At 73.1% G+C, this 24,608-nt stretch carries 20 protein-coding genes; 13 read left to right on the plus strand and 7 right to left on the minus strand.

The window, feature by feature from the left end; all coding sequences use genetic code 11:
• The 4 genes from ispG to ABZ078_RS24020 form a co-directional block, all read left to right on the plus strand.
• Positions 1-825: flavodoxin-dependent (E)-4-hydroxy-3-methylbut-2-enyl-diphosphate synthase (gene ispG, locus ABZ078_RS24005; protein ID WP_356578244.1), on the plus strand; the 825-nt coding region annotated here is incomplete at its 5' end.
• A gap of 126 nt (positions 826-951) precedes the next feature.
• On the plus strand, positions 952-1,800 hold the full coding sequence (locus tag ABZ078_RS24010; RefSeq protein WP_356578246.1) for a GNAT family N-acetyltransferase: 849 nt from the start codon (positions 952-954) through the stop codon (positions 1,798-1,800).
• A 116-nt stretch (positions 1,801-1,916) separates the two neighbouring features.
• The gene (locus ABZ078_RS24015; RefSeq protein ID WP_356578248.1) at positions 1,917-2,483 is read left to right on the plus strand and encodes a GNAT family N-acetyltransferase; all 567 of its coding nucleotides are present in this window, start codon (positions 1,917-1,919) and stop codon (positions 2,481-2,483) included.
• A 72-nt stretch (positions 2,484-2,555) separates the two neighbouring features.
• Positions 2,556-4,259: a proline--tRNA ligase gene (locus ABZ078_RS24020; RefSeq protein ID WP_356578250.1), complete on the plus strand. Its 1,704-nt coding sequence runs from the start codon at positions 2,556-2,558 to the stop codon at positions 4,257-4,259.
• A 231-nt stretch (positions 4,260-4,490) separates the two neighbouring features.
• Here ABZ078_RS24020 and ABZ078_RS24025 read toward each other — a convergent pair whose 3' ends face one another.
• From ABZ078_RS24025 to ABZ078_RS24040, 4 genes are all read right to left on the minus strand, one after another.
• Positions 4,491-4,613: a hypothetical protein gene (locus ABZ078_RS24025; protein WP_356578252.1), complete on the minus strand. Its 123-nt coding sequence runs from the start codon at positions 4,611-4,613 to the stop codon at positions 4,491-4,493.
• Positions 4,614-4,698: 85 nt separating this feature from the next.
• Entirely contained in the window at positions 4,699-5,598 is a 900-nt protein-coding gene (locus ABZ078_RS24030; RefSeq protein WP_356578254.1) for an aminoglycoside phosphotransferase family protein, read from the minus strand.
• A gap of 49 nt (positions 5,599-5,647) precedes the next feature.
• Complete coding sequence (locus ABZ078_RS24035) at positions 5,648-6,112, minus strand: ferritin-like domain-containing protein (RefSeq protein ID WP_356578256.1); 465 nt, start codon at positions 6,110-6,112, stop codon at positions 5,648-5,650.
• A complete protein-coding gene (locus tag ABZ078_RS24040; RefSeq protein ID WP_356578257.1) occupies positions 6,109-6,687 on the minus strand; it encodes a hypothetical protein in 579 nt (192 codons plus the stop codon). The genes ABZ078_RS24035 and ABZ078_RS24040 overlap by 4 nt, the downstream gene beginning before the upstream one ends.
• Before the next feature lie 220 nt (positions 6,688-6,907).
• Between ABZ078_RS24040 and rimP the strand changes: the two genes are divergently transcribed.
• From rimP to ABZ078_RS24085, 9 genes are all read left to right on the plus strand, one after another.
• Positions 6,908-7,423: a ribosome maturation factor RimP gene (rimP, locus tag ABZ078_RS24045; RefSeq protein WP_356578259.1), complete on the plus strand. Its 516-nt coding sequence runs from the start codon at positions 6,908-6,910 to the stop codon at positions 7,421-7,423.
• A 2-nt stretch (positions 7,424-7,425) separates the two neighbouring features.
• Entirely contained in the window at positions 7,426-8,412 is a 987-nt protein-coding gene (gene nusA, locus ABZ078_RS24050) for a transcription termination factor NusA (protein ID WP_271666103.1), read from the plus strand.
• Positions 8,413-8,514: 102 nt separating this feature from the next.
• Complete coding sequence (locus ABZ078_RS24055) at positions 8,515-8,811, plus strand: YlxR family protein (RefSeq protein ID WP_078504008.1); 297 nt, start codon at positions 8,515-8,517, stop codon at positions 8,809-8,811.
• Between the two features lie 146 nt (positions 8,812-8,957).
• Entirely contained in the window at positions 8,958-12,065 is a 3,108-nt protein-coding gene (gene infB, locus ABZ078_RS24060; RefSeq protein ID WP_356578261.1) for a translation initiation factor IF-2, read from the plus strand.
• 205 nt (positions 12,066-12,270) lie between these two features.
• Positions 12,271-12,564, plus strand: a complete 294-nt coding sequence (locus tag ABZ078_RS24065) for a DUF503 domain-containing protein (protein WP_062156521.1) — start codon at positions 12,271-12,273, stop codon at positions 12,562-12,564.
• Positions 12,565-12,612: 48 nt separating this feature from the next.
• Positions 12,613-13,059: a 30S ribosome-binding factor RbfA gene (gene rbfA / locus ABZ078_RS24070; protein ID WP_099931662.1), complete on the plus strand. Its 447-nt coding sequence runs from the start codon at positions 12,613-12,615 to the stop codon at positions 13,057-13,059.
• The gene (gene truB, locus ABZ078_RS24075) at positions 13,056-13,961 is read left to right on the plus strand and encodes a tRNA pseudouridine(55) synthase TruB (RefSeq protein WP_356578264.1); all 906 of its coding nucleotides are present in this window, start codon (positions 13,056-13,058) and stop codon (positions 13,959-13,961) included. Before rbfA ends, truB begins: the two co-directional genes overlap by 4 nt.
• Before the next feature lie 286 nt (positions 13,962-14,247).
• Positions 14,248-17,961, plus strand: coding sequence for a trypsin-like peptidase domain-containing protein (locus ABZ078_RS24080; protein WP_356578266.1), 3,714 nt, complete (start codon positions 14,248-14,250; stop codon positions 17,959-17,961).
• Positions 17,962-18,108: 147 nt separating this feature from the next.
• Positions 18,109-19,056: a bifunctional riboflavin kinase/FAD synthetase gene (locus tag ABZ078_RS24085; protein ID WP_356578268.1), complete on the plus strand. Its 948-nt coding sequence runs from the start codon at positions 18,109-18,111 to the stop codon at positions 19,054-19,056.
• An 86-nt stretch (positions 19,057-19,142) separates the two neighbouring features.
• On the opposite strand, the gene ABZ078_RS24090 is transcribed toward ABZ078_RS24085, so the two are convergent.
• The 3 genes from ABZ078_RS24090 to eccE form a co-directional block, all read right to left on the minus strand.
• Positions 19,143-22,055, minus strand: a complete 2,913-nt coding sequence (locus ABZ078_RS24090; RefSeq protein WP_356578270.1) for an SCO5717 family growth-regulating ATPase — start codon at positions 22,053-22,055, stop codon at positions 19,143-19,145.
• Positions 22,056-22,264: 209 nt separating this feature from the next.
• Positions 22,265-23,119 carry a hypothetical protein gene (locus ABZ078_RS24095; RefSeq protein ID WP_356578272.1) on the minus strand — a complete coding sequence of 285 codons (855 nt, stop codon included), beginning with the start codon at positions 23,117-23,119 and terminating at the stop codon, positions 22,265-22,267.
• Positions 23,119-24,441 (minus strand): type VII secretion protein EccE, encoded by a 1,323-nt coding sequence (gene eccE, locus ABZ078_RS24100; RefSeq protein WP_356578274.1) that lies wholly within the window; start codon positions 24,439-24,441, stop codon positions 23,119-23,121. Before eccE ends, ABZ078_RS24095 begins: the two co-directional genes overlap by 1 nt.
• Positions 24,442-24,608 lie beyond the last annotated feature (167 nt).

Raw genomic sequence — 24,608 nt, forward strand, 5'->3', positions numbered from 1 at the left:
GCGGCGGTCCGCGTGAACCCCGGCAACATCAAGCAGTTCGACGACAAGGTCAAGGAGATCGCGCGCGCCGCCAAGGAGCACGGCACGCCGATCCGCATCGGCGTCAACGCGGGTTCGCTGGACAGGCGCCTGCTCCAGAAGTACGGCAAGGCGACCCCGGAGGCCCTGGTGGAGTCGGCGCTGTGGGAGGCGTCGCTGTTCGAGGAGCACGACTTCCGGGACATCAAGATCTCGGTCAAGCACAACGACCCGGTCATCATGATCGAGGCGTACAAGCAGCTCGCCGCCCAGTGCGACTACCCGCTCCACCTCGGCGTGACGGAGGCCGGCCCGGCGTTCCAGGGCACCATCAAGTCGGCCGTGGCCTTCGGCGCCCTGCTCTCCCAGGGCATCGGCGACACCATCCGCGTCTCGCTGAGCGCGCCCCCCGCCGAGGAAGTGAAGGTCGGCATCCAGATCCTGGAGTCCCTGAACCTCAAGCAGCGCGGCCTGGAGATCGTCTCCTGCCCGTCCTGCGGCCGCGCCCAGGTCGACGTCTACAAGCTGGCCGAGGAGGTCACGGCGGGCCTGACCGGCATGGAGGTCCCCCTCCGCGTAGCCGTCATGGGCTGCGTGGTGAACGGCCCCGGCGAGGCCCGCGAGGCCGACCTCGGCGTCGCCTCCGGCAACGGCAAGGGACAGATCTTCGTCAAGGGCGAGGTCATCAAGACCGTACCCGAGTCCAAGATCGTCGAGACCCTCATCGACGAGGCCATGAAGCTGGCCGAGCAGATGGAGGCGGACGGCGTCGCATCGGGTGAGCCGTCGGTGTCGGTGGCCGGCTGACCGCAGCGCCCGAAGGGGCGCAGCCGACGGCCACCTCCGAGCAAGCGGCACCAAGGCAGAGCGGCATGCCTCAGCTTCCGCAGGTACAGTGCGGAGACCAGCAGCTCCCCCGGAGGGCCCCCGCACGTGTTGACCCAGACCACTTCACGGGTGCTCGAACCGAGTGACCTGGACGCCGCGCTCGCCGTCCTCGACCGTGAGCCGGTCGCGAACGCCTTCGTGACGTCCCGAGTCCAGGTCGCCGGCCTCGACCCGTGGCGCCTCGGCGGCGAGATGTGGGGCTGGTACGAGGGCGGCATGCTGACGTCCCTGTGCTACGCGGGCGCCAACCTCGTCCCGATCTGCGCGACTCCGCGAGCGGTACGGGCCTTCGCCGACCGGGCCCGGCGCGCGGGCCGCCGCTGCTCCTCCATCGTCGGCCCCGCCGAGTCCACCGCCCAGCTGTGGCGCCTGCTGGAACCCGGCTGGGGCCCGGCCCGTGAGGTCCGCACCCACCAGCCCCTCATGGTCACCGACCGCATGCCGGCAGACATCACCCCGGATCCGTACGTCCGCCGCATCCGCAAGGACGAGATGGACACGATCATGCCGGCGTGCGTGGCGATGTTCACCGAGGAGGTCGGCGTATCACCGCTGGCCGGCGACGGCGGGCTCCTCTACCAGGCCCGGGTCGCCGAACTCGTCGGCGCCGGCCGCTCCTTCGCCCGCCTCGACCAGAACGGCAAGGTCGTCTTCAAGGCGGAGATCGGCGCCGCGACCGACCGAGCCTGCCAGATCCAGGGCGTGTGGGTGGCGCCCGAGTATCGCGGTCGGGGCCTGGCGGCCCCCGGAATGGCAGCGGTACTGCGCTACGCCCTGGCGGACGTGGCCCCGGTGGCGAGCCTGTACGTCAACGACTTCAACACGGCGGCGAGGCGCACATACACCAGGGTGGGCTTCCAGGAGGTCGGCGCCTTCATGAGCGTCCTGTTCTGAGGGCGTTCCCTTCTGAGAGGCGCCCGGGCAACGTCCGCAGGGGCGCGGGGAACCGCGCGACAACCCCCGCCGCCCGCAGCCGAACCACAACCTGTAGTCCCCTGTACGCTCCCCACATGCGCCTTCCCGGTCACGGACACCGCCGCCGACCCGACGACCTCGTGATCGCCCCCCTGGACCTCTCAGCCCGCGTCGACGAGGCCCTCGCAGTCCAAGCCGTCGCCTTCGGCCTCGGCCCCGACGAGGTGGCCGTACGCCGCCAGATCGTCCTGCGCCACATGACGTACCCCGGCGCCCGCGCCCTCGGCGCCACCCTCGCGGAGCGCCTCGTCGCATTCGTCTACGGCATGCCCAACGACCGCACCCACTGGTGGTCCACCATCGTGGAGCCCTACCTCCGGGCCCAGGGACACGACGACTGGCTCGACGACTCCTTCGTCATCACCGAACTCCACGTCCACCCCCGCTACCAGAACCGCGGCATCGGCCGCTCCCTGATCACCACCATCACCGACAGCGCCACCGAACCCCGCTCGATCCTCTCGGCGATCGACATCGAGAGCCCCGCCCGCGGCCTCTACCGCTCCCTCGGCTACCAGGACCTCGCCCGCCAGGTCCTCTTCCCCAGCGCCCCGAAGCCGTACGCCGTCATGGGAGCCCCGCTTCCCCTCCGCCGCCGCTGACCGATTTCCACCGGCCCGTACGGCCCGGCTAACCTCCTGCCACAACCCTTACGCAGCAGGAGTCGAAGAACCATGGCGAACGCACCGGTCCAGCGCATGTCCCAGTTGATGGCGAAGACGTTGCGCGACGACCCGGCGGACGCCGAGGTCCTCAGTCACAAGCTGCTCGTCCGCGCCGGCTACGTCCGCCGCACCGCGGCCGGCATCTGGTCCTGGCTGCCCCTGGGCAAGCGGGTCCTCGCCAACGTCGAGCGCATCGTCCGCGAGGAGATGGACGCCATCGGCGCCCAGGAGGTGCTGCTCCCCGCGCTGCTGCCGCGTGAGCCGTACGACGCCACCGGCCGCTGGGACGAGTACGGCCAGGAGCTGTTCCGCCTCAAGGACCGCAAGGGCGGCGACTACCTGCTCGGCCCGACCCACGAGGAGATCTTCACCCTGCTGGTGAAGGACCAGGCGTCCTCCTACAAGGACATGCCGGTCATCCTCTACCAGATCCAGCACAAGTACCGCGACGAGGCCCGCCCGCGGGCCGGCATCCTGCGCGGCCGCGAGTTCCTGATGAAGGACTCCTACTCCTTCGACCTGGACGACGAGGGCCTGGCCCGCTCCTACGCCCTGCACCGCCAGGCCTACCAGCGCGTCTTCGAGCGCCTCGGCCTCGACTACCGCATCTGCGCCGCGACCGCCGGCGCGATGGGCGGCTCCAAGTCGGAGGAGTTCCTCGCCCCGGCCGGCGCCGGCGAGGACACCTTCGCGGACTGCCCGAACTGCGACTTCGCCGCCAACACCGAGGCGATCTCGTACGAGCTGAAGCCGGTCGACGCCGCCGACGTCCCCGCCGCCGAGGAGATCCCCACCCCCGACACCCCGACCATCGAGACCCTGGCCGCCTCCCTCGGCGTCCCGGCCTCGGCCACCCTGAAGAACCTCCTCGTCAAGGTCGACGGCGAGATCGTGGCCGTCGGCGTCCCCGGCGACCGCGAGGTCGACATGGACAAGGTGGAGGCGCACTTCGCCCCGGCCGTCGTCGAGATGGTCACGGAGGCCGACTTCGCGGAGCGCCGGGACCTGGTCCGCGGCTACGTCGGTCCGCAGGGCCTCGGCGAGAAGGTCAAGTACCTCGCCGACCCGCGCGTGGCCCCCGGCACCGCCTGGATCACGGGCGCCAACAAGGAGCACACGCACGCCAGGAACGTCGTCGCGGGCCGTGACTTCGAGGTCGACGAGTACGTCGACGTCGTGGTCGTCCAGGAGGGCGACCCGTGCCCGAAGTGCGGCACCGGCCTCAAGCTCGACCGCGCCATCGAGATCGGCCACATCTTCCAGCTCGGCCGCAAGTACGCCGACGCCCTCAAGCTCGACGTCCTCGGCCAGAACGGCAAGCCGGTCCGCGTCACCATGGGCTCCTACGGCATCGGCGTCTCCCGCGCCGTCGCCGCCCTCGCCGAGCAGACCGCCGACGACAAGGGCCTGTGCTGGCCCGCCGAGGTCGCCCCGGCCGACGTGCACGTGGTCGCCGCCGGCAAGGCCCTGCAGACCGAACTCGCCCTGGACGTCGCCGAGAAGCTGGCCGCGACCGGCCTGCGCGTCCTGTGCGACGACCGCGCGGGCGTCTCGCCGGGCGTGAAGTTCACCGACTCCGAGCTGATCGGCGTCCCCCAGATCCTGGTGGCCGGGCGGCGCGCGGCCGAGGGTGTCGTCGAGCTCAAGGACCGCAGGACGGGGGAGCGCGAGGAACTGACGGTCGACGAGGCGATCGCCCGCCTCACGGCCTGACCTCGGACCGAGAAGACGGTGCCGTGGCGTGCGCGCGCCGCGGCCACCGTCGTTCCGGCGGGCTCCACCAGGTCCCACGGGTCGTCACCCTGCACGGTGAACGACGGATCGTTCAGCTCGGGCCCGGGCAGGCGCAGCCCGTCGGCCGTCAGCCCTCGACCCGCTGGTAATCCAGCTGATCCAGCGCGTACCGCAGCCCTCCCACCCCGCCGGTGTCCGGGCCTCCGCCGGTCAGACCGCCCCAGTCGCCCAGCGGCGGATGGCTTCCTCGGCCTGTGCCCGCTGCTGCCGGGCCGCAGCGGAGGTCGCCAGCCGGTGCCGCTCCTCGGCGTCCGGCCGTCCGGTCGCTCTCACCGCAGGAGTCCGTCCGGCCGCGAGCCCCTCGGGCCTGGGCGCGGTCACTCAGCCGTCTGAGTGCGCGTGCTCATGCGAGCGCCGCCTACAGCCAGCTCGCGAACTCCAGCAGCAGCTCCGCGTCCTGCGCGCGGCCCACGCGACGCGCCCGTACGCCCGACTCCACCGCCCGGAACAGCGTCCACCCCCGCAACCGCTCCTGATCGACGTCCAGCGACTCCGCGAGCCGCTTCACCCGCCGCCGTGTCGTCGCGGCCCCCGACGGCGAGGCGATCAGGTCCTCCACCCGGTCCCGCACCAGCCGCGCCAGGTCGAACGCGCACTCACCGACCACCGGGTCCGGCCCCACCGCGAGCCACGGCATCCGCTCCCCGGCGAGCACCTTGCTCTGCCGGAAGGTGCCGTGCAGCAGCCGGTGCTCGGGTGGTGCGGCCAGCAACTCCTCGCGCGCGGCGAGGGCGGCGTCCACCAGCGGAGCCACCTCGGCATGAGCCGACGCGGTCGCCCGCATCGCCTCGGCCTGCCGCCCGGTGCGCTCGGCAACCGTCTCGAAGCCATGCCCGGCCGGTGGCCCGACCCACAGCCGCCGCAGCGTCCCCGCCGCCTCCAGCAGCGCCTTCGCCTCCGGCAGCGACCGCACCGACACATCCGGATGCAGCCGCTCCAGCAGCAGCACGCCCTCGGTCACGAAGGGTTCCAGCAGTTGAACGGCGCCCAGACCGCCCCAGTGCGCGAGCGCGGCCCGCTCGCTCTCGGGCCGGGCGCGGGGCGGCGCCAGCTTGAGCACGGCCGGGGTGCCGTCCGTGCGCCGCACCAGCATCACCAGGCTGCTGCGACCGCCCGGCATCTGCACCCGCTCCACGGTCAACTCGCGCAGCGCGACGGCCTGGTGGGCCGCCTCCGGCAGCTTCCCCAACCAGTCGTCACCGTCCGGTGCCGTCTCACCGAGCGCCCTGACCAGACGCTGCGGCGGTTCGAAAGCCATGCGCGAGTCGTTCCCTTCCCGTACTGCCCGTACGTGTTCTCCGGCCGCGTCACCCCGTGGGCGCCGCCGCTGCCGACGGGGCGCCCGCCCGCTCGGCGAGCCCAGGGAAGGCTACGCTCTCGCCCCGCCAGCGCACCGCCCGCACCGCCGCCTCCCGCAGCGCCTCGGCGGCCGTACTCCGCAGCTCACCCTCGGCTGCCCGCACCAGGTCGGAGTACACCCCGGCCACCCGGTCCTCCAGTTCGGCGGCGAGCCGGACGGCCGCGGCCGAGTCCGGCACCGGGAACGGCAGCGCGTACGCGGCGCTCGCGGCGACCGGATCGGCGCCCAGATCGCGCACCTCGCGCGCCAGCGCGTCCCGCCGCGCCCGGTGCGCGTCATACGCCGCGCGTGCCTCCGAGCGCCGCTCCTCGCGGATCCGGCCGCCGACGACGCCGTACCCGTACACGGCCGCGTGCTCGGCGGCGAGCGCCGCCTGGAGGGCCGTCAGCCGCCGCTTCTTCGCCTCGCTCACTTGGTCCCCTCCGTCAGCAGGTACGCGTGCGCCGCCCCGGCCGCCGCCACGGAGGCCAGCAACCGGGCCAGCTCGCCCGGCACGCCGAGAAGCGCCTCGGCCCGCCGGTCCGCCAGCGCACGCTCGGCCGCGGCGAGTTCGGCCAGCGCGTCCTTCTCGTCCGCGGGCACGGGGGCGGACGCTCCGGCCGACGGCGACGCCGCCTTCCCGGCGCCCGGCGTCTGCGACGGCGTGGCGGCGCCTTCGTCCGGTCCGGGGGTTCCGGAAGGCCCTGGCGTTCCCCCGCCGAACGCCTCCACATGCCGTACGGCAGCCGCCCGCAGGGGTCCCAGCAGCTCCGCCAGCACCGGATGGGCGGCGAGCACGGCGTCGTACCGCCCGACCAGCCCCTCGCTGTCCCGGGCCGCACGCGCGCGTGCCCGCTCGGTGAGCGACGGACTGCCGCCGGTCGTGCCGCCGTCCGAGTCCCCGGACCCGGAGGAGCAGCCCACCAGCAGGGCGGCCCCGGCGGCCGTGGCGAGCAGGGTTCTTCTGCGCGGCCCCGAGGGGATGCGCGACGGCGGAGGGTACGGCACGGCAGACGTCCTCGGAGAACTCGTACGAAAGCGGCTACGGAGGCAGCGACGGGATCAGCGGGCCGCAGGCCCGTGATCACCGTACCCGCGCAACCGGACGGCACCACTCAGCGGCACCGCCCGTACGCAGGTGGACGGCAACACACCTCGCGACCCGATACCCTTTGACCAGACACGCGACCCATCCCACAACAGCACACGCGGCCGAGGAGTCACCCGGATGAGCACCACCCAGAGCGAGAGGCTGCGAGAACTACTGGAACCGCTCGTCAGCTCCCAGGGCCTGGACCTCGAAGAGATCGCAGTGGACTCCGTCGGACGCAAGCGTGTGCTGCGCGTCGTCGTCGACTCCGACACCGGAGCGGACCTGGACCGGATCGCCGATGTGAGCCGTGTGCTCTCGGCGAAGCTCGACGAGACGGACGCGATGGGCGAGGGCGAGTACACCCTCGAGGTCGGCACCCCGGGCGCGGAGCGCCCCCTCACGGAGCACCGGCACTACGTACGTGCCGTCGACCGGCTGGTGAAGTTCCAACTGGCCGAGGGCGGCGAGCTGGTGGCCAGGATCCTGAAGGTCGACGACGACGGACTCGACCTCGAAGTCCCCGGCGTGAAGGGCCGTAAGGCCACGAGCCGCAGACTCGACTTCCCGGACATCGCCAAGGCCCGCGTGCAGGTCGAGTTCAGCCGCAAGGACAGCAAGGACAGCAAGGACGAGAAGGAAGAGGAGGCGTAGCCGTGGACATCGACATGAGTGCCCTGCGGGGCTTGGTACGGGAGAAGGAGATCTCCTTCGACCTGCTGGTCGAGGCGATCGAGTCGGCCCTCCTCATCGCCTACCACCGCACCGAGGGAAGCCGCCGCCACGCGCGCGTGGAGCTGAACCGGGAGACCGGCCATGTGACCGTGTGGGCGAAGGAGGATCCCGAGGATCTGGAGGAGGGCCAGGAGGCCCGCGAGTTCGACGACACCCCGTCCGGCTTCGGCCGTATCGCCGCCACCACCGCCAAGCAGGTCATCCTGCAGCGGCTGCGCGACGCCGAGGACGACGCGACGCTCGGCGAGTACGCCGGTCGCGAGGGCGACATCGTCACCGGTGTGGTCCAGCAGGGCCGCGACCCGAAGAACGTCCTCGTGGACATCGGCAAGCTGGAGGCCATCCTGCCGGTGCAGGAGCAGGTCCCGGGCGAGACGTACCCGCACGGGATGCGGCTGCGGTCGTACGTCGTCCGAGTGGCGAAGGGCGTCCGCGGCCCGTCCGTCACCCTGTCGCGCACGCACCCGAACCTGGTGAAGAAGCTGTTCGCCCTGGAGGTGCCGGAGATCGCCGACGGATCCGTCGAGATCGCCGCCATCGCCCGTGAGGCCGGTCACCGCACCAAGATCGCCGTCCGGTCCACCCGCAGCGGCCTGAACGCCAAGGGCGCCTGCATCGGCCCCATGGGCGGCCGGGTGCGCAATGTCATGGGCGAGCTGAACGGTGAGAAGATCGACATCGTCGACTGGTCGGACGACCCGGCCGAGATGGTGGCGAACGCGCTCTCTCCGGCCCGCGTCTCCAAGGTGGAGGTCGTGGACATGGCGGCCCGCTCCGCGCGCGTGACGGTGCCCGACTACCAGCTGTCGCTGGCGATCGGCAAGGAAGGCCAGAACGCCCGGCTCGCGGCCCGGCTCACCGGCTGGCGGATCGACATCCGGCCGGACACCGAGCAGACCGGGGAATAGATCCAAGCCGTAGGTCGCTTAGATCACGTCAGGTTATCGCCCGGCAACTGTTCGAATCCTCCCCCAAAGGGGTGAGGTCGGTACGGGGAGGTAGACTTAGGAGTGTCTGGCCGGACACGCGTCCGCGCATGCCCTGAACGCACCTGTGTGGGGTGCCGGGAGCGAGCGGCCAAGACTGATCTGCTGCGCATCGTGGCGATCAAGGACGAATGCGTCCCTGATCCTCGCGGTACGCTGCCCGGCCGGGGTGCGTACGTACACCCCGCACTGGTCTGTCTCGACCAGGCGGTCCGCCGCCGGGCGTTCACGCGGGCGTTGCGCGCCCCGGGAGCGCTCGACACAAAGGCGTTGCGCCGATACGTCGAGCAGACAACAGTTGCTGAGCAGGCAACACCGTAAGAAGCGTCGCGCGGAACCCCGTGCGGCCCTGGTACCTCGCGAGTCGGAAGTAGGTCGAGATTGCGATGAGCACTCGATGAGTACGCGATGAGTACGCCCATGAAGTAGCGACGGTCCGGCCGCAACCCGGACCTAAAAGGAGCGAAGTGGCTAAGGTCCGGGTATACGAACTCGCCAAGGAGTTCGGGGTGGAGAGCAAGGTCGTCATGGCCAAGCTCCAAGAACTCGGTGAATTCGTCCGTTCGGCGTCTTCGACCATCGAAGCGCCCGTTGTCCGCAAGCTGACGGACGCCCTCCAGCAGGGCAACGGAGGCGGCAAGTCCGCCCCCGCACGCAAGGCTGCCCCGGCGAAGCCGGCAGCCCCCTCTCCGGCGCAGGCCGCCCGTCCGGCCGCCCCGCGCCCGCCGGCCCCCAAGCCGGCCGCCGAGAAGCCCGCGGCTCCCGCCGCGCCGGCCGCTCCCGGCCCCCGTCCCACTCCGGGCCCGAAGCCCGCGCCGCGGCCCGCCCCGGCGTCCCCGGCTCCGACCACGCCCGAGTTCACGGCACCCCCGTCGGCTCCCGCCGCGCCGGCCGCCTCCCAGGGCTCCGGCCCGCGTCCGGGCGCCCCGCGTCCGGCCGGCCAGGCGCCGCGTCCCGGCGCTCCGCGTCCGGGTGGTCCCGGCCAGGGCGGCCAGGGCCGTGGTGACCGTGGCGACCGTTCCGGCGCTCCGCGTCCGGGTGGCGGCGCCCCGCGTCCCGGTGCCCGTCCGGCCGGTCCCCGTCCGGGCAACAACCCCTTCACCTCTGGTGGCTCCACCGGCATGGCGCGCCCGCAGGCGCCCCGTCCGGGCGGTGCCCCGCGTCCGGGCGGCCCCGGTGCCCCCGGTGGCGCCCCGCGTCCGCAGGGCCAGGGCGGCGGTCCCCGTCCCCAGGGCGCGGCGGGCGGTCCTCGTCCGCAGGCTCCGGGCGGCGCGCGTCCCACGCCGGGCGGCATGCCCCGTCCGCAGGGCGGCGGCCCGCGTCCCGGCGGTGGCCCCGGCGGCCCCCGTCCGAACCCCGGCATGATGCCGCAGCGTCCTGCCGCCGGCCCGCGTCCCGGCGGCGGTGGCCCCGGTGGCCGCGGTCCCGGTGGCGGCGGTCGTCCCGGTGGCGGCGGCGGTCGCCCGGGTGGCGGCGGCGGCTTCGCCGGTCGTCCCGGTGGTGGCGGCGGTGGCGGCTTCGCCGGTCGTCCCGGCGGTCCCGGTGGCGGTGGCGGCGGTTTCGCCGGCCGTCCTGGTGGTCCCGGCGGTGGCGGCGGTGGCCGTCCCGGCTTCGGTGGTCGTCCCGGCGGCCCCGGTGGCCGTGGTGGCACGCAGGGTGCCTTCGGTCGTCCCGGTGGTCCCGCGCGTCGCGGCCGCAAGTCGAAGCGGCAGAGGCGCCAGGAGTACGAGGCCATGCAGGCCCCGTCGGTCGGCGGCGTGATGCTGCCTCGCGGCAACGGCGAGTCCATTCGCCTGTCGCGCGGTGCGTCGCTCACCGACTTCGCGGAGAAGATCAACGCCAACCCGGCGTCGCTCGTCGCGGTCATGATGAACCTCGGCGAGATGGTCACGGCCACGCAGTCCGTCTCCGACGAGACGCTGCAGCTCCTCGCCGACGAGATGAACTACACGGTTCAGATCGTCAGCCCCGAGGAGGAGGACCGCGAGCTGCTCGAGTCCTTCGACATCGAGTTCGGCGAGGACGAGGGCGACGAGGAGGACCTGGTGGTCCGTCCGCCGGTCGTCACCGTCATGGGTCACGTCGACCACGGTAAGACCCGACTGCTCGACGCCATCCGCAAGACGAACGTCATCGCGGGCGAGGCCGGCGGCATCACCCAGCACATCGGTGCCTACCAGGTCGCGACCGAGGTCAACGACGAAGAGCGCAAGATCACCTTCATCGACACCCCGGGTCACGAGGCGTTCACCGCCATGCGTGCCCGTGGTGCGAAGTCGACCGACATCGCGATCCTGGTCGTCGCGGCCAACGACGGCGTCATGCCGCAGACGGTCGAGGCGCTCAACCACGCCAAGGCGGCCGACGTCCCGATCGTCGTCGCGGTCAACAAGATCGACGTCGAGGGCGCCGACCCGACCAAGGTGCGCGGTCAGCTCACCGAGTACGGGCTGGTGGCCGAGGAGTACGGCGGCGACACCATGTTCGTCGACATCTCCGCCAAGCAGGGTCTGCACATCGACTCCCTGCTGGAGGCCGTGATCCTCACCGCCGACGCCTCGCTCGACCTGCGGGCCAACCCGAACCAGGACGCGCAGGGCATCTCGATCGAGTCCCGTCTCGACCGCGGCCGCGGTGCCGTGGCGACGGTCCTCGTCCAGCGAGGCACCCTGCGGGTCGGCGACACGATGGTCGTGGGCGACGCCTACGGTCGTGTGCGCGCCATGCTCGACGACAACGGCAACAACGTCGCCGAGGCCGGTCCGTCGACGCCGGTGCAGGTCCTGGGCCTCACCAACGTCCCGGGCGCGGGCGACAACTTCCTCGTGGTCGAGGAGGACCGTACGGCCCGCCAGATCGCGGAGAAGCGTGCCGCTCGCGAGCGCAACGCGGCCTTCGCCAAGCGCACGCGCCGCGTGTCGCTGGAGGACCTGGACAAGGTGCTGAAGGCCGGCGAGGTCCAGCAGCTGAACCTGATCATCAAGGGCGACGCGTCCGGATCGGTCGAGGCTCTGGAGTCCTCCCTCCTGCAGCTGGACGTCGGCGAAGAGGTCGACATCCGCGTCCTGCACCGCGGCGTCGGTGCGGTCACGGAGTCCGACATCGACCTGGCCATGGGCTCCGACGCCATCGTCATCGGCTTCAACGTCCGGGCAGCCGGTCGTGCGCAGCAGATGGCGGAGCGCGAGGGCGTGGACGTCCGGTACTACTCGGTCATCTACCAGGCGATCGAGGAGATCGAGGCGGCCCTCAAGGGCATGCTCAAGCCGGAGTACGAAGAGGTCGAGCTCGGTACGGCGGAGATCCGCGAGGTCTTCAAGTCGTCCAAGCTGGGCAACATCGCGGGTGTTCTCATCCGCTCCGGCGAGGTCAAGCGGAACACCAAGGCACGCCTCATCCGCGACGGCAAGGTGGTCGCGGAGAACCTCAACATCGAGGGTCTGCGTCGCTTCAAGGACGACGTCACCGAGATCCGCGAAGGGTTCGAGGGCGGTATCAACCTCGGCAACTTCAACGACATCAAGGTCGACGACGTCATCGCGACGTACGAGATGCGGGAGAAGCCGCGGGCGTAAAGCCGACGGTTCGTGCTGGCCGGCGGGACTTCGGTCCTGTCGGCCAGCGCGCCGTTTGCCGACCGGCACCGAAGGCGGGCGCGAGGGTCTACGGAGCGTAATACCCGTCGATCCTCTTGGCCTCTTCGTTGTACGGTTCTGATGTCCCTGCCCCATGGACGGCAGGGCCATCGATCCCGTACCGGCGGGTGAACCGGTTACACACATGTACGTGGGGACGCTGTCCTTCGACCTCCTCCTCGGCGACGTACGGTCGCTGAAGGAGAAGCGCTCCGTCGTCCGCCCGATCGTCGCCGAGCTCCAGCGGAAGTACGCGGTGAGCGCGGCCGAGGTGGACCACATGGACCTCTACCGGCGAGCCGAGATCGGCATCGCCATGGTGTCCGGCGACGCCGGTCACCTCAGCGACGTACTGGACCGGTGCGAACGGCTGGTCGCCGGCCGTCCGGAAGTGGAACTGCTGTCGGTACGGCGGCGTTTCCACGGTGACGACGACTGATGACCCGAGCCAGAGAACGTAGAAGAAGAAAGAACGGGAGACGGACCAGTGGCCGACAACGCGCGGGCTAAAAGGCTGGCGGACCTCATCCGAGAGGTGGTGGCCCAGAAGCTGCAGCGCGGGATCAAGGACCCGCGGCTCGGCTCGCACGTCACCATCACGGACACCAGGGTCACGGGTGACCTGCGGGAGGCGACCGTCTTCTACACCGTGTACGGGGACGACGAGGAGCGGGCGGCCGCGGCCGCCGGACTGGAGAGCGCCAAGGGCGTGCTCCGCTCCGCGGTCGGTGCGGCGGCGGGCGTGAAGTTCACGCCGACGCTGACCTTCGTGGCCGACGCGCTGCCCGACACCGCCCGGACCATCGAGGACCTCCTCGACAAGGCCCGCCAGTCCGACGAGAAGGTGCGCGAGGTCTCGGCCGGCGCCACCTACGCCGGTGAGGCGGACCCGTACAAGAAGCCGGGCGAGGACGAGGACGACACCGCCGAATGACCCAGCACAACCGGACGCCCGACGGCCTTGTCATCGTCGACAAGCCGTCGGGCTTCACTTCGCACGACGTGGTCGCCAAGATGCGCGGCATCGCGCGCACCCGCCGCGTCGGGCACGCCGGCACCCTCGACCCCATGGCGACGGGCGTGCTCGTCCTCGGCGTCGAGAAGGCCACCAAGCTCCTCGGCCATCTGGCCCTGACCGAGAAGGAGTACCTCGGCACCATCCGCCTCGGCCAGACCACGCTCACCGACGACGCCGAGGGCGAGATCACGGGGTCGGTCGACGCCTCGAAGGTCACCCGCGACGCCGTCGACGCCGGCATCGCCAAGCTGACCGGCGACATCATGCAGGTGCCGTCCAAGGTCAGCGCCATCAAGATCGACGGTGTGCGCTCCTACAAGCGGGCACGCGAGGGCGAGGACTTCGAGATTCCGGCGCGGCCGGTCACCGTCTCCTCCTTCACGGTGTACGACGTCCGGGACGCGGTCGCCGCCGACGGCACCCCGGTCCTCGACCTGGTCGTGTCGGTGGTCTGCTCCTCCGGCACGTACATCCGCGCCCTGGCCCGCGACCTCGGTGCCGGGCTGGGCGTCGGCGGCCACCTCACGGCGCTGCGCCGCACCCGCGTCGGCCCGTACCGGATCGACTCCGCCAGGACGCTGGACCAGCTCCAGCAGGAGCTGGCGGTGATGCCGATCGCCGAGGCCGCCGCGGCCGCGTTCCCGCGCTGGGACGTGGACGCCAGACGTGCCCGGCTGCTGACGAACGGCGTCCGCCTCGACATGCCCGACGAGTACGCCGGTGCCGGTCCCGTCGCCGTCTTCGCCCCCGAGGGCCGCTTCCTGGCGCTCGTGGAGCACCACAAGGGCAAGGCCAAGAGCCTGGCGGTGTTCGGCTGAGACGCCGGGCCACCCGGCGTCTCATACGGGTGCCTGCCCGCGGAGCGACGGTCACGGGGTTGTTCACTGCCCGCCGCTCCGCGGTCCCCCTCGGTTCCCCCACCCCTAGGGTGTATCCAGCGACCCCCGCCTGTTCACCCGTCCGTGCGGGCGCTCGGAGTGAACCGAGGGAGCGGAAGGGGGCGCGTTCGCCGCGCGATCTGTCCCACTGATCATCTCCGCCCTACCGTCGACGGCAGGGCGCGGGGGTGTGGGGCGTATGGACGTACGGCGTGGAGGTTCGACGATGGCGGGACGGGGCCCGCGGGAACCCTATGAGACGGAGGGCGCGCGCGACGCCTGCGGAGCGCGGGACGCGTATGCCGCGCAGGACTCGCAGGACTCGCGGGGCTCGGCATGCGGCGCGGGGGAGCCGTCGCGGGACAGGGCCCTGGTCCGGATCCACGACCTCGGCGGGCGGCCCCGGGGTCTCGGCTTCGTGGTCGATCACCACGGCACGGTCCTCACCAGCCACGAGGTCGTCGACGGCCAGTCCCGTCTGGTCCTGTGCGCCGTCGAGGAGGGCCGTGGCTGTGCGGTGTCCGCGTGTGCGGTGACCCCGCTGCCCGAGCTGGACCTGGCCCTCGTACGCACCGAGGGCCTGGGCGTGGATCCGCTGCCGGTGACCGTGCGGGACCGGGTCGAGACCGGTGCGTACGTCCGGATCGCGGCCGGTGGCTGGCGCGAGGCGCGGGTGCTGGGCCCGGTGTCCGTGACGTACACGGCGACCAGTGGGCCCCGACTGCTCGACGACGCCCTGGAGTTGGCGATCGGCACGGCCGGCCGGGACGCCTTGCGGCCGGGCGGAGGGGCGGCCGGGGGACCGGTGCTCGACGCCGGGACCGGCGCGGTCGTCGGTGTGCTCGGCACGGCCCTGCGGTCCGGCGACCGCGACGCCGGGTTCGCCGTGCCGCTGCGGCCGCTCCCCGACGGGCCGCTGGCCGGGCTGCTCGCCGAGAACGCGGCGACGGTGCCGGGGTACGGCGCCGACCTGAACCTGGCGGGCGTACTGGAACTGACGGCCACGTCGGTGGGCCAGGACGGTCCGCAGGGGGCGCCCGCGGGCTGGGCGGACCGGGCGGACAGCGGGGGAGCGGGGGCCGTGGCTCCGGTCGAACGGGCCGCGGTGGCCCGGGAGTTCGACACCTTCCTGGAGAGCCCGGCCGCGGTCCTGGGCCTGGTCGGGCCCACGGGCAGTGGCCGTACGACGGAACTCGCCGCCCTGGCCGCGCGCCGCAACCGCGGTCCGCAACCGGCTCCCACGCTGTGGCTGCGCGGCGCCGACCTGAAGGACGACGACACCTCGGTGGCCGACGCCGCTCGGCGGGCCCTGGCCCGAGCGGCCCGCATCGTGGCCGCGTCGATGTCCTGCGACCCCACCGCCCTGGGCGACACCTCCCCGGAACGCCTGGCCCACCTCGCCCACGCCGCCGGCCGCCCCCTCCTGCTCCTCCTGGACGGCCCCGAGGAGATGCCGCCGCTCCTCGCCCACCGCCTCGCCGACTGGACGGAGGGCACGGCGCGGTGGCTGCGGGAGACGGGGGCGCGGCTGGTCGTGGCGTGCGGCGCGGAGTTCTGGGAGGGCGCGGGGGCGGAGTTCGCGCAGGAGTCGCTGTACGGGGCCGCCGAGCACGCGGGGCGCGAGACCGTCCGGCCGTTCCCGCCCTGCGTACGGCTCGGCGACCTCAGCCCCGACGAGGCGCGACAGGCGCGTGCCCGGTACGGCATCCCGGACGGCGCCCTCGCCGACCCCGACGCCCGGCACCCTCTCACCCTGCGCCTCCTCTCCGAGGTGCGTGCCGCCCTCGCCGCACAGCCAGCGAGCCCGGGCACGCCGGCTCCCCAGCGGCTCGACCGCGACGACGTCCTCTCCGCCCACCTCGACCTCATGTGCCTGCGCGTCGCCGTACGCCTCGCCGCCGAGAACGGCCTGCGCGGCACCGCCGTACGCCGCCTCGCCGCCAAGGTCTCCGGCCAGGTCCACGAGGCCGCCCGCCGCAGCCTCGGACCGGGACAGGGCGAGCTGGACCGGGCGTCGTTCGAGGCCGTGTTCCCCTGGGGCCCCGCCCCCGCGCGGCTCGGCGGCGGCACCGGCTGGGCGTCCGCCGTCCTCACCGAGGGCCTCCTCGTCCCCGCCGGCAACGGCTACCGCTTCGCCCACGAGGAACTCGCCGACTGGATCCAGGGCATGCACCTCGACCTGGACGAGGCCCTCCAGGCCCTGGTCCACCGCCGCCGCAGCCATCCCGCCACCCCGCACCCCCTGCCCGTACCCCACCACCGCATCGGCCCCGTCGTGCAGGCCCTGCTCCTGCTGGCCCGCCAGCACGGCACCGGCCAACTCGCCGCCCGACTGGAGGAGTTGACGTACGCCCTCGACGCCGACGGGCACTCCTGGTGGGCCGCCCGCCTGCTCTCCGAGACCCTGGTACGCGTCCCCGACGCGACGCCGTACCTGGACGTCCTGCGCCTGCTCGTCGAGCACATCGTGGCCCGGCGGCAGCGGGAACGCCCCGCCCTCCCGGAATTCGGCCCCGGCTTCTGGACCGCCCTGCGGCTCCCCGACACCGACCGCTTCGACCTCCTGCGCGACCTCGTCCGCGCCGACGGACCTCCGCACGAGGCCGGCACCGTCCCGACCGACAGCGGCTCGGCCACCACCCTGCCGACCGGGAACTGCCCGTACACCACAGGCAGTTACGCCGGCACCGCCCTGGCCTCGCCCGAATCCACCGCACCCCCCTCCCACCCCGACCGCTACCTCGACGCCGCGGCCCACCTCCTCGCCACCACCCCCACCGCCGTCCAACCCCACCTCACCCGCTGGTTCGACGACGACCGGCCCCTGCCCGCCACCCCCCACGCGACCGTCGCCCGCGCGGCCCAGGCGCTGCTCTACACCCACCGGCACCGCGCCCTCGACGACCTCACCGAGACGCTCGTGGACAGCGCGCACCGCAAGGCCGACGAACTCCTCGCCGTACTGGCCGAGGAGGAGCCGTCCGCCATCTGCCGGGCCGTCGACCGCTGGGCGCACGACGAACGGCCCGCGCGGCGCGTCGCGGCGGTGGCGTACGGGCTGCGCGCCGCGCCCCACGTCCACACCGAAGCCGACCGCGAACTGCTCCGCTACGCCGCCCAGGCCCTGCTCGACCGTCCCGCCGACCGCTGCCTGCACAGCGGCGCGCTCGCCCTCCTCGTCCGGGACCCGCGCACCCGCGCCCGTCACCTGCCGCAGGCGCTGGCGATCTTCGCGGCCGCGGACCCGCAGTTCCCGCCCAGTGCCCTGGTCGCCGCCCTGGCCACGCACCCCGAACCGGTCCTCGAAGCGTTCCGGGCGCGTCTGAGGCGACCGGACGCCGGTCCGGCGTTGCGCACCCTCGCCGACGTCACCACGCCGGACCTCGCTCGGCGGGTCGCCGCCCTGGTCCGGGAGGCGGTGGGGCGTCACCCCGAGACCGCGGCGGACGTGGCCGCGTACGTCGACCGGCGCCTCGACCATGGACCCACCGCCCGTGCGGTGCTGTTCCCGCTGGTCACCGGCCTGCTGGACGGCGGCACGGAACAAGTGCGGGCCGCCCTCGCCACCGTCCTCGCCGCCCCGGGCGCCCCCGACTCGCGCCCCCTGCGCCGCGAACTCCTCGACTTCCTGCTCGCCCACGAACACGCCCCGGCCGTCCTGGACGCCCTGCTGAACGCCGCCGTGCGGCAAGGCGGCGAGCGGCCGGCGGACGACGACATGCGCGACCTCGTCCAGCACATCGGCCTGCTCCTCGTCCGCACCCCGGACGGCGCGGCCCGCTTCGACCGGTGCCTGGTCGACCTGGGCCGCCGCGTTCCCGGCTTCGCCGGGCGGGTCGCCGGCTGGCTGACCGAAAGCCCCCAGGACTGGACGGCCGTGGTCGGCCCCAGCACGCGCCGCATGATCGAGAACCTGGCCGGCGTACGAGTTCCGGTATGACCTGCGGGTCCGTACGTGCACCCGGTCACAGCCCCCATGCCGATGCGGGCCCGGGGCGCCCGGCATGGCACCCTTAGACCTGCGTAAGAGCGTGTGAGGCAAAAGACGGACACCGGTTCGACGAGTTTGCGACAAGGAGCAAGCACAGTGCAGCGCTGGCGTGGCTTGGAGGACATCCCCGAGGACTGGGGACGCAGCGTCGTCACCATCGGCTCCTACGACGGCGTCCACCGCGGGCACCAGCTCATCATCCGGCATGCCGTGGAACGCGCCCGCGAGCTGGGGGTCCCCTCGGTCGTCGTCACCTTCGACCCGCACCCCAGCGAGGTCGTCCGCCCCGGCAGCCACCCGCCCCTGCTCGCCCCGCACCACCGCCGTGCCGAACTGATGGGCGAACTGGGCGTGGACGCGGTGCTGATCCTGCCCTTCACGACCGAGTTCTCGAAGCTGTCGCCGGCCGAGTTCGTCGTCAAGGTCCTGGTCGACAAGCTGCACGCCAAGGCCGTCGTCGAGGGCCCCAACTTCCGCTTCGGACACCGCGCCGCGGGCAACGTCGAGTTCCTCGCCGAACAGGGCAAGGTCTACGACTTCGAGGTCGAGGTCGTCGACCTGTACGTGACCGGCGAGGCGGGCGGCGGCGAGCCGTTCTCCTCCACCCTGACCCGGCGCCTGGTCGCCGAGGGCGACGTCACCGGCGCCGCCGAGATCCTGGGCCGCCCGCATCGCGTGGAGGGCGTCGTCGTACGCGGCGCCCAGCGCGGCCGCGAACTCGGCTTCCCGACCGCCAACGTCGAGACGCTGCCCCACACCGCCGTCCCCGCCGACGGCGTCTACGCCGGCTGGCTGCACGCCCAGGGCGAGGCGATGCCGGCCGCCATCTCCGTCGGCACGAACCCGCAGTTCGACGGCACCGAGCGCACGGTGGAGGCGTACGCGATCGACCGGGTGGGCCTGGACCTGTACGGCCTGCACGTCGCCGTCGACTTCCTCGCCTTCGTGCGCGGCCAGGCGAAGTTCGAGTCGCTCGAAGCCCTGCTGGAGCAGATGGCCGAGGACGTGAAGCGCTGCCGGGAGCTGATCGCCGCGGCCGAGTAGCTCGTACCCACGACGCCGACTCGTACCCACGACGCCGAAGGGCGGCCGGTGCCTGCGGGGCACCGGCCGCCCTTCGTCGTTCACCGCTACTGCTGCGTCCAGCCGGGCGGTACGACGCCCTGCTGCGGGTCCTGGGGCGGCGGCGCCTGCTGCTGCCAGCCCTGGTCCGGCGCGGGCTGCTGCGGAGCCTGCTGCCACGCCTGCCCCGGCTGGGGGGCGCCGCCCGGCTGGGCGTAGGGCTGCTGGGGCTGCTGCTGCGGGTACCCCTGCTGGGGGTGCTGCTGGTACTGCATGTTCGGGTTGCCGAAGCCCTGCTGGGTGCGGGCGATGTCCTCGGCGATGAGGGCGGCGAGATCGAAGTAGGCCTCGCGCGTCTTGGGACGCATCATGTCGAGGTCCACCTCGGCGCCCGCCGCGAGGTGCTCGTCGAACGGGATCACGACGACACCGCGGCAGCGGGTCTCGAAGTGCGCGACGATGTCCTCCACCTTGATCATCTTGCCCGTCTCGCGGACACCGGAGATCACCGTGACCGACCGCTGGACGAGGTCGGCGAAGCCGTTCGCCGACAGCCAGTCGAGCGTGGTCGAGGCGCTGCTCGCGCCGTCCACCGACGGGGTGGAGATGATGATCAACTGGTGGGCGAGGTCCAGCACTCCGCGCATCGCGCTGTAGAGCAGACCGGTGCCCGAGTCCGTGAGGATGATCGGGTACTGCCGGCCCAGCACGTCGAGCGCGCTGCGGTAGTCGTCGTCGTTGAAGGTGGTGGAGACCGCCGGGTCCACGTCGTTGGCGATGATCTCCAGACCGGAGGGCGCCTGCGAGGTGAAGCGGCGGATGTCCATGTAGCTGTGCAGCTGCGGGATCGCCTGCACCAGGTCACGGATGGTGGCGCCCGTCTCACGCCGCACCCGTCGGCCGAGGGTACCGGCGTCGGGGTTCGCGTCGATCGCGAGGATCTTGTCCTGGCGCTCGGAGGCGAGCGTGGCGCCGAGCGCCATGGTCGTCGTGGTCTTGCCGACGCCGCCCTTGAGGCTGATCACCGCGATCCGGTAGCAGGACATCACCGGCGTACGGATCAGCCCCAGCTTCCGCTCCCGCTCCGCCTGCTCCTTCTTGGCGCCGAGCTTGAAGCGGGACGGACCCTGGTTGTTCTTGCGGGCCTTGGGCTGGTTGCGCAGCAGCCGGTCGGAGGAGAGCTCCACGGCGGCGTTGTAACCGAGCGGGGTGCCGGGCGCGGCTTGCTGCTGTTGGGGAGCGCCGGGGCCGGCCTGGGGGCCGGGCGGGGCGCTCCAGCCCTGGTTGCCCTGGGCGCCCTGGTTGCCGTAGGCGGCGGGCGGGACAGCCGGGTTCTGGGCGGGGTTGTGCGGGGGCTGCTGCTGCGGCGCCTGCTGGTGCTCGGGCTGGGCGGCCTGGGGCTGCTGCTGGGGCGCCGCGGGCTGCTGCGGCGGGGCGGGCTGGGCGGGCTGGGGGTAGCCGTAGCCCGGCTGCTGGGGCATGTGCTGGGGCGGGTAGCCGTAACCGGGCTGTGCCGGCTGCTGCGCCTGCTGCGGGTAGCCGTAACCGGCGGCCTGCGGCTGAGGCTGGGGCTGCCCCGGCTGGGACGCCTGGCGGGGGTCGACCGGTGCGGGCTGTCCGCCCTGCGGCGTCGGGTAGCCGGGCTGGGCCGGGCCGAACGAGCCCTGCGGCGGGGCCGGGTGGCCCGGCTGTGCCTGCTGCGGGTAGCCGTATCCGGCGGCCTGTGCGGCGGCGGCCTGCGCGGCTGCTGCCGCGGCTTGCGGGTCTGGCTGGCCCGGCTGCTGGGGGTAGCCGTATGCGCCGGCCTGTGCGGCGGCGGCCTGGGCTGCTGCTGCTGCCGCTTGCGGGTCCGGCTGGCCAGGCTGGCCCGCCTGCGGCGGCGCTCCCTGGGCGGGGTCCGCCGGCACGAAGCCCTGGGGCAGCGGGGGCAGCGCCTGGTTGGCCTGGGGGGCCGCGGGGGCCTGTGCGGTGGGCTGCGGCTGTGCCTGCGGCTGCTGGGCCGGAGCCGGGGGCGGCTGCGGTACCCCCTGGGCGGGTGGCTGCGCGGGCTGGGGCTGCGGCTCCGCCGTCGCCGGGGCTGCCTCGGAATCGGCCTGCGTGGAGGAGCCGTCGGACTGGACCGGCGCCGGCCCCTCGCCCTCGGCACCGGTCACGGACGCGGCGGCGTCAGCCGACTCCGCCTCGTCGTTCCGCTGCTCGTCCGGCTCATCGTCGTCGTCGCCACCGAACAGCCGCGCCGCCTCGGCGTCGGCGGCTGCATGGTTGAGCTCGGCCGCCTCCGACTGCTCCGCCACCGGCTGGGCGGGGGCGGGCTGTTCGGACGCGGGCGCCGCCGGGACACCCGCCGCCGGGGTCGCGGTGGGAGCCGGGGCGGGGGCGGCGGCGCCGGCCTGGGCGTCCTCGTCGACCGGGCGCAGCACAGGGAAGCCGGGCGCGGCGGCGGGCGGTTGGGCAGGGGCGTGCTGCTGAGCTGCGGCGGCGGGCGGCTGCGCGGGCGTGTGCTGCTGTGGCGCGCCGAAACCGCCGGACGTGTCATGGCCCGGCTGGGGCGCGGCGAAGCCACCCGACGTGTCCTGGCCCGGCTGCTGCTGGGGGTAGCCGTAGCCACCGGGCGCCGCCGCGGGGGCGGTGCCCGGGGCGGACTGCTGCTGCGGGAAGCCGTAGCCACCCGGGGCCGTGCCCTGGGGTGGAGTCGGCTGCGCGGGCTGCGGCTGTGCGGGCTGCGACGGCTGTGCGGGTCCCTGCGCCGAGGGACCGCCCGGGGGCCCCGTGGGCGTACCGACGGGTGGTCCGGTCGGCGGTGGTGGTGACGACTGCCCGGCGTCCTGCTGTGCGCCGGACGCGGAGCCACCCTGCGTGCCTTGGGCGTACCAGGCGGGAGGTGTGTAGACGATTTCGAACTCGCCGGTCAGATCCACCTCGTGATCGTCCCCGTCCGAGGAAGGGCTCCCGCCGTTGTACTCGGACCGATCCCTGTTCACTGCTTGCCTCCTGGTCAGCCACTGCTGCTGAGCTGGTCGTCGTCGCGGCCGGGCGGACCGAGTGGCGAGTCCCACGCGACTGCGATCGTCACCGCACCACCAGAAGCCTAATCACTCGCATGGCGGGACGGAAAAGCCCCCATGGGCGCGGACGAAAACGCCCCATGGGGGCGACTTGTCCGAGCCCCGCTGCGGGAGACGACGACGCGTCAGTCCATACGGCGGGCCACGCCGAGAAGACCCGTCTCCGCATCCGTGGGTTCGGTCATGACGAACTTGTGGTGCTTGCGAGTGCACCACAGTGCGACGCCGTCGTGAAGGGTCGGCAGGTGCTGAAGATGCTCCTCCGGGACGCCCAGGGTGTCCCGCACGACCTCCGTCTCGTACGGCGAGATGCGCTGGATCCCGACGAGATGGGCCTGGGCCAGCCAGCGCGGCGCGTGCTCGCTGACGAACGGCAGCACCGTCACCACGGACTGCCACGGCACGGACGTCACCCGCCCGCGCGGCGGACGGATGCCGCAGTCCCGGAACAGCACGACCGGACTCGACACCGACGGCCCCTGCGCGGGCACCCGTCCCACCGGGTAGACCGTCACGCACTGCTGGCCACCGCCGGCCGCCTGGGCCAACTGCTGCCAGGCCTGCGGACGGCCGGTCTCGACACCGACGCGCGCCCCTGTCGCGGCGGCGCGCAACGCCAGCATCTGGGCGAGCCACAGACCACCCACGAGCACGACGTCGAACGGCGTCGGGCGCGCCAGTCCGAGCACGGCCGGCTGCGACTCCGGGTCGGTGCCGATGATCACGCCGTCGTCGCCGAGCGGCATGCTGATCGCCGCGAGCTCGTCGGCGGTCACGACATGCCGGTTCCGGCGCGGCCCGCGCAGCCCGAACCCCGGGCTGAAGATGCGCCGTTGCTGCTGCTGCGGCTCCGGCTGCCGGATGATCGGGATCATGCCGGTGTCGGTCGGGGACGCCACGTGCGCGGGCGTACGTCCGGGAGCGCGGCCCTGCTGTCCCTGGTTCTGTCCCGGGGGCATGGTCGGGGCGGGGTGGGACATCAGTACGTACCTCCGAGCGGCAGAGTGGCGAGGGCTCCGGGGACCTGCTCCCGGTCGAGACGGACGAGCCCGACCTTCGCGGCACTCGCGGCCCGCTCCAACTCGCGTCCCACCTGGCCGAGTTCACTGTCGCCGCGGGCCGTGACCCGGATGTGCCCGGTGAGGGCGACACCCCGGTTGCCGGCCCTGCTCAGGGTCATGCTGAACGTCGTGGCGAGCACCGGCAGCGAGGTGAACCGCGTCACCAGCTCGGGCAGCGCCACTCCGCCGCTCCCCAACTGCGGCCAGCGGGACACCCAGTACGTGGTGTGCCACCGGTCGTCCACCCGCCAGGTCCGCACGGCCTCGACCGTACGGCGCTGAGAGGCCCGCCCCTCCTGGGAGTGCTGCGCGTTGGCGCGCGGGTTCAGGCAGCTCGACGTCGCCAGCGCCTGCACCAGCTCGGTCTCGTCCAGGATCGTCGCCTTGAAGCCGGCCCCGGCCAGCCGGCTCGCCAGCTGGTCGGCCACGCGCAACAGCGCCCGCTGCGCGCCGGGAACGCCGTCCCCACGGGCCTGCACCGCCTCCGGGCACAGCTCCGGGTCGAGCTTGAGGGCGACCCAGGTGAGCCGGAGCGCGGGAGAACCGGCCTGCGCCTGAAGGGGGCCGTACGACCGCGCGGCCAGCGACTGCTGCGGCAGATGCGGCGCGGGCGCGGGCTGCGTGTGCTGCACGACCTGCACGGAGGCGAGCCGGATCCCGTCGACCTCCAGGGCGTCCTGGATCAGCCGCAGCGGCAACTGCCGCCCGGCGGCCGCGGGACGCAGCGGCTCGTCGCTCGGCTGCACGAAGAGCACGGCGGTCAGGAAGGTCCCGTCGCCGATCATCCCGATCGACCGGTCGTCACGCGACACGAAGCTGTACGTCCGCAGGGCGGGGTCGCACTCCACGACGGGGGCCAGCATCGCGTCCGTCCCCGGCGGTACGGGCGTCTTGGCGTCACGTCGGCGCTGCCTGAGGGCGCGTGTCGTCTCGTACCACTCGGGCAGCGGACGCCGGCCCCGGCGCAGCACCGCGAGGAGCAGCAGCAGCGCCGCCACCGCACCCGCGGGGGCCAGCAGCCAGGACGTGTCGGCGGCCCAGGCGGCCAGCATGACCGCCGCCGCGAGTTCCACCAGGATGAGTTGCTGCAGCCGCACCGGGCCCAGACCGCCGGGACGGGGCAGCGTGCGCGGCGACGCGGCGGCGGGGGCGGCCGGGGCGACCGACGTACGTCTGCCGCCCGGACCTCCCTGTTGCTGCGGTGCGCGGCGTCCGCGCCGAGTGCTCGTAGCGCTGGTCATCCCCCGGGACATCCCTTTCGCGAAGTTGTGGCCGTTCACCGGGCCCACATCGTCAATGCGAGTGGCTCACGGTACCCGCTGCGGAACGCGAGGCGACACAGGGGACACCGAAACCCCAGGTGGTCAGCCTTTCACGGACCGGACCCCCATGGTGGAGCGCTGTCGTG

Source organism: Streptomyces sp. NPDC006385 (genome assembly GCF_040612485.1).
Classification (GTDB): domain Bacteria; phylum Actinomycetota; class Actinomycetes; order Streptomycetales; family Streptomycetaceae; genus Streptomyces.

Coding starts and splice junctions, on each gene's coding strand:
- ABZ078_RS24015 (WP_356578248.1), top strand. CDS start 1,917: ATGCGCCTTCCCGGTCACGGACACCGCCGCCGACCCGACGACCTCGTG.
- ABZ078_RS24020 (WP_356578250.1), top strand. CDS start 2,556: ATGGCGAACGCACCGGTCCAGCGCATGTCCCAGTTGATGGCGAAGACG.
- ABZ078_RS24030 (WP_356578254.1), bottom strand. CDS start 5,598: ATGGCTTTCGAACCGCCGCAGCGTCTGGTCAGGGCGCTCGGTGAGACG.
- rimP (WP_356578259.1), top strand. CDS start 6,908: ATGAGCACCACCCAGAGCGAGAGGCTGCGAGAACTACTGGAACCGCTC.
- ABZ078_RS24065 (WP_062156521.1), top strand. CDS start 12,271: ATGTACGTGGGGACGCTGTCCTTCGACCTCCTCCTCGGCGACGTACGG.
- truB (WP_356578264.1), top strand. CDS start 13,056: ATGACCCAGCACAACCGGACGCCCGACGGCCTTGTCATCGTCGACAAG.
- ABZ078_RS24080 (WP_356578266.1), top strand. CDS start 14,248: ATGGCGGGACGGGGCCCGCGGGAACCCTATGAGACGGAGGGCGCGCGC.
- ABZ078_RS24095 (WP_356578272.1), bottom strand. CDS start 23,119: ATGTCCCACCCCGCCCCGACCATGCCCCCGGGACAGAACCAGGGACAG.
- eccE (WP_356578274.1), bottom strand. CDS start 24,441: ATGACCAGCGCTACGAGCACTCGGCGCGGACGCCGCGCACCGCAGCAA.